This is a genomic window from Promicromonospora sp. NPDC057488 (genome assembly GCF_042802395.1).
Lineage (GTDB): Bacteria > Actinomycetota > Actinomycetes > Actinomycetales > Cellulomonadaceae > Promicromonospora.
In genome coordinates this window covers 1-12,372 of record NZ_JBHVEG010000078.1, presented here as the reverse complement: position 1 = coordinate 12,372, position 12,372 = coordinate 1, and the positions used below count along the sequence as shown (strand labels likewise).

Below are 12,372 nucleotides of genomic sequence, written 5' to 3'. Positions count from 1 at the left end.
TCCCCCGAAGTTCTCTGCCCGGGTGCTCGAATGGCGCGCATGATGCCCTTGTCGCGAAAGATCCTCGCCGTCAGCATCGCCGCCGCCACCGTGTGGACGGCCTCGACCGCCGCCGCCGCTCCGGTGCCCGGCACCCCACCCACCACCGTGACCGCCGGAGAGAGGACCAGGACCGCCACCATGCCCGCCACCCCGTCCACCGGCCGCGCCGACCACGTCGTCCTCCTGGCCCTGGACGGGTTCGACGTCGAGTACCTCGACCTGGTGCGCGACGGCGCCGGCTCCACCCGCCCGGCCGAGATGCCGAACCTGCGCGCACTGCTGCGCGAGGGCAGCGTCACCACCTCGTCCGGCGTGATGACGTCGATCACCAACCCGTCGTGGTCCTCGGTCGCCACGGGCGCCTGGCCCGAGACCCACCGCAACACCGCCTACTGGTTCGACGCCGCGAGCAACACCGCGCGCGGCCAGCAGCGCGACCTCGCGGTGCCCACGATCGCCCAGTCGATCCGGGAGCAGGGCGGCACCGTGTTCTCCGCGCAGTGGTTCATCCTGCAGAACTACGGCGTCACCTTCGGCGACCCGGACGGCCTGTACACGCAGCCCGGCGGCGACTGCGCACGCCGCACCGACGACGTCGTGTCCGTGCTGCGCGGCGAGCCCGTCAGCTCGAACGGCGAGCTGGTCCGCACCACCGGGATCCCCGACCTGATCACGGTCTACTGCGACACGCTCGACGCGATCGGGCACTCCGGCGGCGACGCCGACCCGCGCATCCCCGGCGCGCTGGAGGACATCGACCGGCAGATCGGCCGTATCGTCGCCGCCACGAAGGAGGCGGGCGTCTACGACGACACCGCGTTCGTCGTCACGGGCGACCACGGCATGACCACCTTCGACAAGGGCTTCGCCGCCGAGGGGCTCGCCGCGATCGAGGCCGCCGGCTTCACGCCGCAGGTCCTGACCAGCGGGCAGACGCCGGCGGCCGGCACCGACGTCGCGATCGTCGTCGGCGGGGTCGCGGACGTGCGGATCATCGGCGAGCGGGCGGGCGACCGAGCCGCCGTCCGCCGCCTGGAGCGGGCGCTGACGGCGCTGCCGCAGGTGCGCAACGTGTTCGACAAGGCGGAGCAGCGCCGCCTGCGGATGAGCCCGAACTACGGTGACCTGGTCGTCGAGCCCGAGCCGGGCTGGTCGTTCGGGGCCACGCCCGCCGCCCCGGCCGGGCGGCACGGGGCGACCACCGAGCTGCGCGTGCCGCTGGTCCTCGCCGGTGCCGGGGTCCGGCCGGGTGCGCACCCGCGCGACCCGCGGCACGTCGACGTCGCGCCGACGATCTCGGCGCTGCTGGGCTACGCACCGCCGTCGGGCAGCGAGGGCCGGGTGCTGCGCGAGGCGCTGAGCCGCTAGGCCGCGCCCCCGCCACCAGCTCCGTCGCCGTCACCAGGCCCGTCCGCCCCGCCCCCGTCCGCACCCGCCAGCTCGCGCAGCAGGTCGACGAACGGGGGCACGGGCGGGCCCTGCACGTCGGTGTGCCACAGCACCGTGTAGTCGATGGTGGGCCCGTCCTGGAACGGGACGAACGCGATCCCGGGCCGGGCGTGGAACTGGGCGGCGCGCGCGGCCACGATGGAGCCACCGAGCCCGGCGGCGACGAGCGCGGGCACCTCGGGCCAATACGTGTACGACGGCCCCCGGCGGACGGGGCGGCCCATGGGCGTGTACCGGGGCAGGTGGAGGTCCTCGGCCGAGCGCGGGAGCTCGAAGCGCAGCGAGACGATCGGGATGTCGGCCAGGTCCTCCAGCGTGACGCTCTCGCGGCTCGCCAGCGGGTGGCCGGCCGGGACCATGAGGGCGCGGGGCTCACGGAAGAGCACCGGCCCGGCCACGATGGAGCCGAACGCGGGGAACTCGACGAGCTGGAGGTCCAGCTCGCCCCGCTGCAGCGGACCGTACGGGTCGTCGAACTGGACCTCGCGGATCTGCACGGTCCAGCCGGGGTGCAGGTGACCGAACCGCTCGCCCGCCCGCAGGACCAGGTCGGCGCACCAGGGGGTGGTGTAGCCGACGCGCAGGGTGCCGGTGGTGCCGTGCGCCCGCGCGGTGGCCCGCTCGACCGCCGCCTGGATCTGCTGGTGCGCGGGCAGCAGCTCGTCGCGCAGCTGCCGGCCGAGCGGGGTGAGGCGGACCACCCGGGAGGTGCGCTCGAACAGGGGCGCGCCGATGCGCCGCTCCTGCCTCTTGATGGTGTGACTGATCCGGGACGGCGTGACGTGCAGCCGCTCGGCGGTGCGGCCGAAGTGGAGCTCCTCGGCCAGCGCCAGGAAGATCTCGATGTCGCGCAGCTCCATCGACGTCAGCGGACGGCCGCGGTCAGAACGACGCGACCAGGTCCCCGCCCACCGCGATCATCAGCCAAGCCACGGCGACGACGTACCCGATGACCAGGATGATGTGCCGGTTGCCGACCATGACGCTGCGCAGGCCGGCGCCCGCACGCAGGTCGCCCGACTGCACGCCCCGCACCAGCTGGTACCAGAGCAGCGGCCACATGATGGTCCACACGACCATGCAGTAGGCGCACAGCGCGACGATCGCGTAGAAGCTCGTCCACATCAGGAAGAACACGAGCGCCTGACCCAGCACGGTGCCGACCAGCAGCGACATCCAGTACCAGCGCGGCAGGCGGGCACCGATCAGCAGCACGACGCCCGTGGTGATCACCACGGGGAACGCCGCGACGCCCAGGTACGGGTTCGGGAAGCCGAGCAGCGCGCCCTGCCACGAGGACATCGCGGCGCCGCAGTCGATGAAGAGGTTGATGCTGCAGGACGCCGTCCGGTCCGGGTCGAGCAGCTTGAGGTACTTCTCCCAGGCCAGGGCGAACGAGGCGGCGAAGCCGACCGCGCCCAGCACCACCAGGAGCAGCGCCATGGCCCGGCCGCCGAGCGGCCTGGGGCCGGGTGCGGCGACATCGTTCGCGCTGTCCAACGAGCTCTCCGACGACGTCGTGGTCGCCCCGGTATCGGTCACCCGCCTTACGCTACCGGGGCAGGCTGGGACATTGCTGAATCCTGGGTCACAGCGGGGTCTCCGTGTGCTGGTGCACGACTCGCTGCCGCCCGAACGCCAGGATCATGCCGAGGCCCAGCACGGTGACCACGGCGCCGGCCCAGGCGGGCGCCAGGTAGCCCCAGCCGGCGTCGATGACGACGCCGCCGAGGAACGCGCCCGCACCGTTGGCGACGTTGAGCCCGGCGTGGCACAGCGCCGCGCCGAGCGACGGCGCGCCGGGCGACAGGTCCATGAGCCGGGTCTGGAACGCGAGGCCCAGCATCTGTGAGGTGACGCCCAGCAGGAACAGGGAGACCAGCGCGGGCACCACCGACGCGCCGGTCAGCGCGAACAGGACGAGCGAGGCCGCTGTGGCCACGAAGCCGATCAGGACGGCGCGCAGCACGCCGCGGTCGGCGAGCCGCCCGCCGATCTGCGTGCCCACGGTCATGCCGACGCCGAACAGGGCCAGCACCCACGGCACGGCGCCGCCCGGAAGGCCGGTCACGCCCGTCATGGTGGGGGCCACGTAGGTGTAGACGGCGAACATGCCGCCGAACCCGATGGCCCCGGCCACGAACGCGAACCACAGCGGGGCGTTGCGCAGGGTGGCCAGCTCTGTGCGCACCGAGCGGCCCTCGCCGCCCGCGCCGGCCGGGATCAGGCGCCAGAGCCCGGCGAGCGTCGCGATCCCGAGCGCGCCGATCAGCACGTAGGACGTGCGCCAGCCGAAGGCCTGCCCCACCCACGTGGACAGCGGCACGCCGACGACGTTCGCGATGGTCAGGCCGGTCATCATCGTCGCGACCGCCCGGCCGCGCTGGGCCGGCCCGGCCACGGCGGCACCGACCGCGGCGCCGACGCCGAAGAACGCGCCGTGCGGCAGGCCCGCGAGGAACCGGCCGGCCACCAGCCAGCCGATGTCGGGCGCGGCGGCGGACAGCACGTTCGCGACCGTGTAGAAGCCCATCAGCGCGAGCAGCAGGCGCTTGCGCGACATGCGCGCCGCGGCCACGGTCAGCAGCGGCGCCCCGACGACGACGCCGAGCGCGTACGCCGTGATGGTGTGCCCCACCTGGGGGTCGGTCGCGCCGAGGTCGGCGCCGACGTCGGGCAGCAGGCCCATCGCGGCGAACTCGGTGGTGCCGATGGTGAACCCGCCCACGGCGAGCGCCACGAGCGCGGGCGCCGCCCGGCGCATGGAGCCGGGTTCGCCCGCCTGGTCCGGGGCGTTCTGGGGTGCGCTGGTCGCCATGGGTACTCCGGGAGTCGTATCGATTCGGGGGATGCGTCGGCGACACCGGCGACGAAGTGTTGAGGGACGGGAGAAGACTACTCCTGAGCCACCCACACGCGGGAGGCCGCCAGGAGTCCGAGATCGGCCACACGCTCGTCGCCGTCCGCCCCCGGGACGGGCGGACAGGTCCAGGCGACGGCGACCGTGCCGGCGAACTCGCGCCGCGTCGTGACCTCCACCCGGATGTCCAGGTCCAGGCCCAGCTCGGCGAGGTAGCGCAGGGCCTCCGGGTCGGCGTCCGAGATGCGCACCACGGTGCCCGCGTCGCCCGCGTGCATCGACGACAGCGGCACGGCGTCGGGCCGCACCACGGTGCCGTCCGCCGCCGGGATCGGGTCGCCGTGCGGGTCGCGCGACGGGTTGCCCAGCCGCTCCGCCATCCGCTCCACGAACACGTCGGAGACCGCGTGCTCCAGCACCTCGGCCTCGTCGTGCACCTCGTCCCAGCCGTACCCGAGCTGTTCCACGAGGAACGTCTCCAGCAGCCGGTGCCGGCGCACCATCACCAGTGCGAGCCGGCGGCCGTCGTCCGTCAGCCGGATCGCGCCATACCGCTCGTGCTCCAGGAGCCCCTGCCCGCTCAGGCGGCGCACGGTCTCGGACACCGTGGACGCGCCCACCCCGAGGCGGTCGGCCAGGTGCTTGGTGGTCACCTTCTCGTCCGACCACTCCTGGGCCGACCACACGGCCTTCAGGTAGTCCTGGGCGACGGGCGTCAGCTCGGCCGGGTCGGTAGTGATCTCCACGCCCCGAGCCTAGTTGCCCGACGGCGAGGACGACGGCGTGCTTCCGGCACCCGGGACGTCCCCGGGCTCCTCGTCGGGCACCTCGGCGGGCAGCGGGACCGTCGGCGGGATCGCCTGCCGCTCGCTCACGGCCGCCTCCCCCTCGGGCGTGACCTCCACGAGCTGCCAGTCCACGAACCGGCGCCGCTCCCGGTCGAACCGCAGCACCGTCATCTCGGAGGTGTCGCGCAGCGGCCCCACCGACGTGTTGCCCTTGCTGGCTCCACCCGTGCTCGCGTTGACGTACCGCACCCCGTAGCCGACGACGTCCGGCCCGATCCGCGTGTGCATGTGCCCCGAGAGCTGGAACGGCACGCAGCCCGACTCCAGGGCCGCGTCACCCACGGCGGGCTGGTGGATCAGCAGCAGGTCCACGCGGTCCTCGCCCGTGTACCCGCCGAGCCCCGGCTCGCCGGCCGCCTCGCACGCCGTGTCCCGCAGCCGCTCCCCGGCCTCCGCGGGCGTCTCCTCGCGCGCGACCACGGTGCCGCCGCCGATCCGCGTCTCCAGCGGGTCCCGGTCGCCCAGGATCCGCACGCCCTCCACCTCGACCACCTCGCCGTCGAGCACGACCTGGCGGTTGGCCAGCTCCGTGGCAGTCGTCAGGCGCGAGTCGTGGTTGCCGTCCGAGACGACGAACGGGACGCCGTCCGGCACCGCGGAGGCGAACGAGTCCACGCACACCGACTCCACGCTCGTGCCGTTGATCGTGGTGTCCCCCGCGTTCAGCATGACGTCGGGCGCCAGGCTGTCCGCGAGGTCCCGGATCAGCGGCGTCATCCCCGTGTTGCAGTGCAGGTCCGAGACCACCAGGAACGTCACGTAGTCCGGGGCGCCCGGGTCCGCCGACGCCGTGGCGCCGTCCTCCGCGCCGTCGGCCGCGGCCGCGTCCTGCTCGGCGACCCGCGCGTCCCACGCGGCCATCAGCTTCTCCCGCGCGCCCGCGTAGAACACCTCGTTCGCCTGGTACGTGTCCACGAGCTGACCGCTGTACGTGTCGATCACGCCCGCCAGCCGGCCCGTGATCCGCGCACCCTCCAGGGCCGTCCCCGCGAACACCGGCGACGCGGGCAGCGCCGCACGTTCCTCGGGTCCGGCGCTCGCCGTCGCGGTCGCGGCCACCAGCACGACGACGACGGCGGCGGCGGTGATCTCCCAGGTGCGGGCCGCCATGACCCGGCCGAGCTCCCGCCGTCGGGCGGCGCCGAGCAGGAGCCGCAGGCCGTAGGCGCCGCCGACCAGCACGACCGCCGCGACGGCCGTACCGCGCAGGGCGTCCCAGACCAGCGCCGTCGCCACGGTCCGCACCGTCTGCTGCGGGGTGTCGAAGAACTGGAGGTACCCGTCCAGGTCGCCCGCGAGCGCGTCGAAGCTGGCGGCGTCGACGGCCGCGAGGTCCGCGGGGATCTCGTGCACCGTGATGCGCACGCCGAGCGTCAGGGGCAGCGGCGAGTCCGTCACGACCGTGCCGAGCGGGCCGAGGTCGGCGACGAGCTCGTCGTCCGCGGTGATCGCGTACGTGGCCTCGTGCGGGCCGAGGCTGAGGTCTGCCTTGGCGGTGGTGATCCCGAACATGAGGCACAGCAGGGCGGCTGCCGCTCCCGCGAGGGTCCAGCGCAGCCAGCGGGGCGGTTTCGAACGACTCATCGCCTCTACCTTTTCATGCACGCGCACCGGTCACCCGTCGCTGGCACGATGAGCGTCATGTTCGTGCTCGAGTCGCTCTGGCAGCCGGCCGAGACCCCGGCGCGGGTCTGGTCGGTGCTCGCCGACCCGCGGTTCACCTGGCCCGACTGGTGGCCGGGCCTCACCGCCGACGACACGGGGAGCGCCGTCGGGCCGGACGGGCTGGCCGGTCCCGGGACGTGGGCCCGGCTGCGGGTCCGCAGCCCGCTGGGGTACGCGCTGGGGTTCCGGCTGGACCTCGCGGAGACGACGGCGCCGTCCGACGGCGCTCCCGGGCGCGCACGGCTGGACGTCTCCGGGGACCTGGCGGGGCTGGCCGACGTGGTGGTCTCGGACGCCTCGGCGCCCGGCCGGCCGCTCACCGAGGTGCGCCTGGTCTGGCAGGTGGCGCCGGTGCCGGCCTGGTTCCGCGCGGCGGCGCGCGTGGCCCCCGACCCGCTGGCCTGGGCGCACTCGCGGGTGATGCGCGCGGGCGAACGGGGCCTGGCGGCCCACCTGGCCGCGTGAGCCAGGGCGGTTCGAACCCGGGGCGGGTCAGCCTGTCTTGCGGGACTTCTTCGCGTCCGCGACGGAGCGCTTGAGGGCCTCCATGAGGTCCACGACCTCGGCGCCCCCGCCCTCCTCCTCCGCCTGCTCGCCGAAGGTCGCCGCGGTATCGACGGTCTCGCCCGCCTCCAGCTTCGCGTCCACGAGCTTGCGGAGCTGCACCTGGTAGTCGTCCTCGTAGTCCTCGGGCGTGAAGTCCGCCTCGAAGCTGCTCACGAGCTGCGCCGACATCGTCATCTCCTTGGCGCTGACCTTCGCGGGCTCGTCCAGGGACGGGAAGGCGGCCTCGCGGATCTCGTCCGCCCACAGGAGCGTCTGCAGCACCAGCACCTCGTCCCGCACGCGCAGCGCCGCGAGCCGGGTGCGCTGCCGGAGCGCGAACTTCACGACCGCCGTGCGGTCGGTCTCCTCCAGCGTGCGGCGCAGCAGCACGTACGCCTTCGTCGACTTGGAGTCGGGCTCCAGGTAGTAGGTGCGGTCGAACATGATCGGGTCGATCTGGTCGCTCGGCACGAACTCGACCACCGAGATCTCCCGGTCCCGCTCGGCGGGCAGGTCGGCGAGGTCCTGCTTGGTGAGCACCACGGTGCGCTCGCCGTCGTCGTACGCCTTGTCGATGTGCTCGTACGGCACCACCTCGCCGTCGATCTCGCACACGCGCTTGTACCGGATGCGCCCGCCGTCGGCGTCATGCACCTGGTGCAACGGCACGTCGTGGTCCTCGGTCGCGCTGTAGACCTTGACCGGGACGTTGACGAGACCGAAGGTCACGGCACCCTTCCAGATCGCCCTCATCCTTCTATGGTGCGCCCCAAGCGCACTACATGCCCAGGTTTAAGCCCCGGGGAGGGTCAGAGGCCCGCGCGGTCCAGCTTCTCGCAGAGCTCGGCGTTGGTGGGCTCCACCAGGTGCTCGCCGTCCGGGAAGACCAGCACCGGGATCTGCTTGCGGCCGGTCAGCGCCTCGGCCTCGTCGGCCCGCTCCGGCTCCGCGACGAGGTCCACGTAGACGTAGTCCACGCGGCGCACGTCGAGCACGGCCTTGCTGCGACGGCAGTCGCGGCACCACTCGGCGCCGTAGACGGTGAGGCGCTCGGGCCGGCCGGTCGACGGCGCGTCGCCGGCCACCGTCAGGGGCGAGGCGAACGCGTCGGTCGAGATGTCAGAAATCACGCGCCGGAGCCTAGCGGAGTTCTTCACCCCGCAACGACCCCGTTCGAGTGATCTCGCCGACTCCGAGCGCCCGCGCCCGCGCGGCGGCACGATGGTGGGATGGCGACGACGCACACGGTCACGGTCGACGGGCACCGCCTGCGCCTGAGCAACCTCGACAAGGTGCTCTACCCGGCGTCGGGCACCACCAAGGGCGAGGTGCTGCACTACCTGGCCGAGGTGGCGCCGGTGCTGCTGCCGCACGCGGCCAACCGCCCCGCCACGCGCAAGCGCTGGCCGGACGGCACCGGCGGGCAGATGTTCTTCCAGAAGAACCTCGACGCCTCCACCCCCGACTGGGTCAAGCGGCGGTCGATCCAGCACAAGAAGTCCGCCAACGACTACGTGCTGGTCAACGACCTCGCGACCCTGACCTGGCTGGGCCAGACGGCGACGCTGGAGCTGCACACGCCGCAGTGGCAGTTCGGCCGCACCGGGGCCCGGCTCGACCCCGACCGCCTCGTGCTCGACCTCGACCCCGGACCCGGCGCCGGGCTCGCCGAGTGCGCCCAGGTCGCCCGCTGGGCCCGCGACATCCTGCGCGGCATGGACCTGGAGCCCTACCCCGTCACCTCGGGGTCCAAGGGCATCCACCTGTACGCCGCCCTCGGCAAGGCCGCCGACACCCGCCTCGACTCCGACGCCGTCTCCGCCGTCGCGCACGAGCTCGCCCGCTACCTGGAGGCCGAGCACCCCGACCTCGTGGTCAGCGACATGAGCAAGGCCCTGCGGTCCGGCAAGGTGCTCGTCGACTGGTCGCAGAACAACGGCAGCAAGACCACCATCGCGCCCTACTCCCTGCGCGGGCTCGACCGCCCCTGGGTCGCGGCACCCCGTACGTGGGCCGAGCTGGAGGACCCGGACCTCGCCCAGCTCACGCCCGACGACGTGGTCGCGCGCGTCGCGGCCGACGGCGACCTCCTCGCTCCCCTGCTGGAGGGGCACCTCGCCGCCCTGGAACCGACCACGGAACGGCTGGCCACCTTCCAGAAGCTGGAGACCTACCGCGCCAAGCGGGACCCGGCGAAGACCCCGGAGCCGTTCGGGCCCGGCGAAGACGCGGAGGTCGAGCCTGCTGCCCAGGTCGAGCCCGCCTCGGGGGTCGAGCCTGCCTCCTCGCGGGTCGAGCCTGTCGAGACCGACCCCACGTTCGTCATCCAGGAGCACCACGCCCGCCGCCTGCACTGGGACTTCCGCCTCGAGCACGAGGGCGTGCTGGTCAGCTGGGCGCTCCCCCGCGGCGAACCCACCGACCCCGCCAAGAACCACCTGGCCGTGCAGACCGAGGACCACCCCCTCGAGTACGGGGCGTTCGAGGGCAGCATCCCCGGCGGCGAGTACGGGGCCGGCGACGTCACCATCTGGGACTCCGGCACCTACGACCTGGAGAAGTGGCGCGACGACGAGGTCATCGTCACCCTGCACTCCACGGAGCGCGGCGCCCGCCGCCTCGCCCTGATCCGCACCGGCGGACGCGACGGCGACGCCGAGAACAACTGGCTCATCCACCTCACCAAGGCCCAGCCCGGCACGCCCGCGCCGTCGGCCGCCGAACCCACACCGCCGTCCGCGGCCCGGGAGAACGGCACCCGACGCGAGACGCCGCCGGGCGCGCGGTGGCGGGCGATGCTCGCCACCGCCGCCACGCCCGGCGACCTCACCCGGCCCGACGACTGGGCCTTCGAGATGAAGTGGGACGGGTTCCGCACCCTCGCCCACGTCCAGGACCCCGAGACCCTCCGCCTGATCAGCCGCTCCGGCCAGGACCTCACCGTCACCTTCCCCGAGCTCGCGGCGCTCGCGGGCCAGGTCGACGCCGCCCGCCTGCCCGTGGTGCTCGACGGCGAGATCGTCGCCCTCGACCGCGCCGGCCGGCCCGACTTCCGCCGCCTGCAGCACCGCGCCAACCTGCGCAAGGAGCACGACGTCGCCCGCGCCCGCGCGCAGGTCCAGGTGGACCTCATGCTGTTCGACGTCCTGGTGGCCGACGGCCAGGACGTGACCGGCCGTACCTACACCGAGCGGCGCGAGCTGCTGGAGTCCCTGGTCGCGCCGAGCCCGCCCGTGCACCTGCCGCCCGCCTTCGACGGCGATCTCGACGCCGCCGTCCGCACCTCGCGCACCCTGCGGCTGGAGGGCGTGGTCGCCAAGCGCCGCGCCTCCACCTATGCCGGACGCCGCTCGCGGGAGTGGCTCAAGATCAAGCACCAGGCCATGCAGGAGGCGGTCGTGGTGGGCTGGCGCCCGGGCCGCGCCGACGCGTCGGTGATGGGCTCGCTGCTCATGGCGGTGCCCGACGGCGAGGACGGCGGCCTGCGCTATGTGGGGCGCGTCGGGACGGGTTTCTCGGAGCGAGAGCGGCGCGAGATCACCGCGCGGCTGCGAGGCATGGAGCGCAAGACGCCGGGCGTGTCCGGGGTGCCGCCGGAGGACGCGTCCGACGCCCGCTGGGTCACGCCGAGCCTGGTGGGCGAGGTGACGTACGCCGACTGGGTCGAGGGTTCGGACGGCGCCTCGGGCGAGCGGCGCATGCGGCACTCGGTGTGGCGGGGCTGGCGCCCGGAGAAGGCCGCGGCGGACGTGGTCGCGGAACTGCCCCCGCCCGCGGGACCGTGAGGACGGCCGGGTGCCGCGCGCGGCGCTTGGCACACTATTACTGCTGTAGCCGTCCGCGGTGTGCCGCGGGCCACCCCGCGAGCGCGGAATACCCGCGTCCGCAACGCCGGTTGTCGCCTGCATGCGAGCGATCACCTATGCAGAGTTCGGCAGCGCGGACGTCCTGGAGCTCACCGAGCAGCCGGACCCCCACATCGGCCCCGACACCGTCGTCGTCCGGGTGAAGGCGGCGTCGGTCAACCCGGTCGACTGGAAGATCCGCCAGGGGTACCTGCAGGGCCTCATCGACACGGATCTGCCGGCGATCCCGGGCTGGGACGTGGCGGGCGTCGTCGAGCAGGTGGGGCTGGACACCCCCGAGTACCAGGTGGGCGACGAGGTCTACGGCTACGTGCGCAAGGACACCGTGCGCGGCGGCACGTTCGCCGAGCTGGTGGCCGCGCCCGTGCGGACACTGGCCCGCAAGCCGGCGTCGCTGAGCTTCGAGGAGGCCGCGGCCGTGCCGCTCGCGGGCCTCACCGCCTACCAGGCGATCCAGCGGGCCGGCGTCAAGGACGGCCAGACCGTGCTCGTGCACGCCGCGGCCGGCGGCGTCGGCGCGTTCGCCGTCCAGATCGCCAAGGCGCTGGGCGCCCGCGTGATCGGCACGGCCAGCGAGCGGAACCACGAGTTCCTGCGCGGGCTGGGCGCCGAGCCGGTCAGCTACGGCGACGGCCTCGCCGACCGCGTGCGCGCGATCGCGCCCGACGGCGTGGACGTCGTCCTGGACTTCGTGGGCGACGGGGCCGTCGCGGCCAGCGTCGAGAACCTGGCCGACGGCGGCACGGTCGCCTCGATCGCCGACCCGACCGCTCGTAGCGAGCACGGCGGGCACTACGTGTGGGTGCGCCCCTCGACCGCCGACCTGGACGCGCTCACCGCGCTGTTCGACGCAGGCAAGCTGTCGGTCGAGATCGCGCAGGTCTTCGACCTGGCCGACGCCGCCGACGCGCACCGCGCCAACGAGTCGGGCCACACGCGCGGCAAGGTCGTCGTCCGCGTCTGAGGCCCGGGAGCCAGGCGGGCTGGGCTGCGGCTGCGGGCTGGGCTGCGGCTGCGGGCTGCGGGCTGCGGGCTGCGGGCTGCGACGAGCTGATCCGGGTGGTCGGCAGAATGTCAGGTGGTCGGCAGCTCGAGC

The 12,372-nt window shown here is 73.8% G+C and carries 11 protein-coding genes; 4 read left to right on the top strand and 7 right to left on the bottom strand.

The window, feature by feature from the left end:
• Positions 1–42 precede the first annotated feature (42 nt).
• Positions 43–1,410: an alkaline phosphatase family protein gene (locus tag ACFU5G_RS16665; RefSeq protein WP_377246835.1), complete on the top strand. Its 1,368-nt coding sequence runs from the start codon at positions 43–45 to the stop codon at positions 1,408–1,410.
• Here ACFU5G_RS16665 and ACFU5G_RS16660 read toward each other — a convergent pair.
• From ACFU5G_RS16660 to ACFU5G_RS16640, 5 genes are all read right to left on the bottom strand, one after another.
• Entirely contained in the window at positions 1,407–2,351 is a 945-nt protein-coding gene (locus ACFU5G_RS16660) for a LysR family transcriptional regulator (RefSeq protein ID WP_377246832.1), read from the bottom strand. The genes ACFU5G_RS16665 and ACFU5G_RS16660 overlap by 4 nt on opposite strands.
• A gap of 22 nt (positions 2,352–2,373) precedes the next feature.
• Complete coding sequence (locus ACFU5G_RS16655) at positions 2,374–3,033, bottom strand: vitamin K epoxide reductase family protein (protein ID WP_377246829.1); 660 nt, start codon at positions 3,031–3,033, stop codon at positions 2,374–2,376.
• Between the two features lie 46 nt (positions 3,034–3,079).
• The gene (locus ACFU5G_RS16650; RefSeq protein WP_377246826.1) at positions 3,080–4,309 is read right to left on the bottom strand and encodes an MFS transporter; all 1,230 of its coding nucleotides are present in this window, start codon (positions 4,307–4,309) and stop codon (positions 3,080–3,082) included.
• A gap of 77 nt (positions 4,310–4,386) precedes the next feature.
• On the bottom strand, positions 4,387–5,097 hold the full coding sequence (locus tag ACFU5G_RS16645; protein WP_377246823.1) for a metal-dependent transcriptional regulator: 711 nt from the start codon (positions 5,095–5,097) through the stop codon (positions 4,387–4,389).
• Positions 5,098–5,106: 9 nt separating this feature from the next.
• Positions 5,107–6,783 (bottom strand): metallophosphoesterase, encoded by a 1,677-nt coding sequence (locus ACFU5G_RS16640; protein ID WP_377246820.1) that lies wholly within the window; start codon positions 6,781–6,783, stop codon positions 5,107–5,109.
• 57 nt (positions 6,784–6,840) lie between these two features.
• Between ACFU5G_RS16640 and ACFU5G_RS16635 the strand changes: the two genes are divergently transcribed.
• Positions 6,841–7,329, top strand: a complete 489-nt coding sequence (locus ACFU5G_RS16635; protein WP_377246817.1) for a hypothetical protein — start codon at positions 6,841–6,843, stop codon at positions 7,327–7,329.
• A gap of 27 nt (positions 7,330–7,356) precedes the next feature.
• On the opposite strand, the gene ACFU5G_RS16630 is transcribed toward ACFU5G_RS16635, so the two are convergent.
• Both ACFU5G_RS16630 and ACFU5G_RS16625 read right to left on the bottom strand, forming a co-directional pair.
• The gene (locus ACFU5G_RS16630) at positions 7,357–8,163 is read right to left on the bottom strand and encodes a Ku protein (RefSeq protein ID WP_377246814.1); all 807 of its coding nucleotides are present in this window, start codon (positions 8,161–8,163) and stop codon (positions 7,357–7,359) included.
• Positions 8,164–8,219: 56 nt separating this feature from the next.
• Positions 8,220–8,540, bottom strand: a complete 321-nt coding sequence (locus ACFU5G_RS16625) for a glutaredoxin family protein (protein WP_377246811.1) — start codon at positions 8,538–8,540, stop codon at positions 8,220–8,222.
• 99 nt (positions 8,541–8,639) lie between these two features.
• Here ACFU5G_RS16625 and ACFU5G_RS16620 point away from each other — a divergent pair, with 99 nt between their 5' ends.
• A complete protein-coding gene (locus ACFU5G_RS16620) occupies positions 8,640–11,195 on the top strand; it encodes an ATP-dependent DNA ligase (protein WP_377246808.1) in 2,556 nt (851 codons plus the stop codon).
• A 121-nt stretch (positions 11,196–11,316) separates the two neighbouring features.
• Complete coding sequence (locus ACFU5G_RS16615) at positions 11,317–12,240, top strand: NADP-dependent oxidoreductase (RefSeq protein WP_377246805.1); 924 nt, start codon at positions 11,317–11,319, stop codon at positions 12,238–12,240.
• Positions 12,241–12,372 lie beyond the last annotated feature (132 nt).